The organism is Pantoea sp. SM3 (genome assembly GCF_000963995.1).
Taxonomy (GTDB): Bacteria; Pseudomonadota; Gammaproteobacteria; order Enterobacterales; family Enterobacteriaceae; genus Pantoea; species Pantoea rwandensis_B.
Genome location: NZ_JZRD01000077.1, coordinates 1 through 699 on the forward strand (window position 1 = coordinate 1; position 699 = coordinate 699).

General features: G+C 55.9%; 1 protein-coding gene. It reads right to left on the reverse strand.

The window, feature by feature from the left end:
• Nucleotides 1-617: IS4 family transposase (locus tag VI01_RS24475; protein ID WP_045816988.1), on the reverse strand; the 617-nt coding region annotated here is incomplete at its 3' end.
• Nucleotides 618-699 lie beyond the last annotated feature (82 nt).

Here is a 699-nt window from a genome sequence, read left to right on the forward strand (position 1 = left end):
GTCAGGCTGTTGTCGCACGCGCGTTCAATGAGACCTTCTGCCAGCACCATCTCATTCTCGTTCTGGCAGCCCATCGCGGCGCCGCTGATAAGATGGCTGGTGAGTTCCATCAGGCAGACCATGCGAACCTGCGGATAAGGAGAGGCGCCTGCCACCGTGCCTGAACGGACGAAAGCCTTCTCATTATCAGGTGTTTCTGGCGTGCGCCAGACAACGCCGTCAACAGCGTACAGCGTCAGACCACACCAGTCAGGGTGGGAAGTCTGTGCATTCCAGAGCTCGCTGCTCTGTTCGAAAACCCGCCGTACAGCGTCGTCCCCCAGCCGCTGCCTTGCCTGCACTACGGCGCTGGGCGCAACGAAAGGACGGTTTCCCGGTAACAGAATATCAAGGCGATTAACGATGGCGTGAAGGGGTTCTTTGCGCTCAAGGGCCATGCCGATGAGACACCAGACCATCATATCTGTAGTGAGTCTGCGCTTGCGGAGCGTGACCGTGCCAGCTTCCTCAAGGCAGCGGCTGATGAGCGCAGGGTCAAGAACATCCGCGAGCGTATTCAGAGGATTACGAAGAGAATCGTAACGAGAGACGATATCAAGGGCCTGACTGAGCTGCATAAAAAAAATCCGGAAACGAAGCGTTTCCGGATTCTTACATAGCCACAGGATCGTTCAACTGATCCTTAACTGATCGGCATTA